This is a genomic window from Shewanella sp. AS16, assembly GCF_021412365.1.
In the GTDB taxonomy this organism is placed as follows: domain Bacteria; phylum Pseudomonadota; class Gammaproteobacteria; order Enterobacterales; family Shewanellaceae; genus Shewanella; species Shewanella salipaludis.
Genome location: NZ_JAKCLK010000045.1, coordinates 1 through 540, shown reverse-complemented (window position 1 = coordinate 540; position 540 = coordinate 1). Strand labels below are relative to the sequence as shown.

The following is a 540-nucleotide window of genomic DNA, read 5'->3' as shown; positions in this document are numbered from 1 at the left end:
CAGGCGTAGAATACCGGGAAAAAATCCCCGGGCCAGAAACGGGGTAATGATTTTCCTGCACACGACACCAGACCAACGGTCAGCACCGTCATCACAAAACCGGCCACCGCCGCTGCATCACTGGTGGCAAGGTTAAGCGCCGGAATAACAGCCAGCAGGCAGGCGACCAGCGCCAGACGTTCCGCTCTGTCTTCCGCCCGGTACAGCCGGTGGCTGACTGCCAGCATCAGCAGCCCGGCAATGCCGTAACTGGAGCCGGACAAAGGCCCCCACAGGGCCATCAGAAGAATGGCCGCTGCTGTACGCCACCCACTGCGCGTTTCACACCACGTCAGCACCTGTGCCGCCACTGCAAAGGCAAACAGGATATTCCCCTCATACCAGGGAAAGCCGGCCAGATAATATGCGAACTGGGCAATAATTCCCCATCCCCACAGCCGGTTAATGGCCGGTTGCCGGATATGCGCATGACGGGACAGATTCAGCCCCCACACCAGGGCAAACAGCGGAAAGGCTCCTCGCCCGGCCAGAAACATCCAT

1 protein-coding gene is annotated in these 540 nt (G+C 60.0%); it reads right to left on the bottom strand.

Translation table 11 applies throughout. The features are described from left to right. Positions 1 to 540: type-F conjugative transfer system pilin acetylase TraX (gene traX, locus LZP73_RS19245; RefSeq protein ID WP_234236520.1), on the bottom strand; the 540-nt coding region annotated here is incomplete at both ends.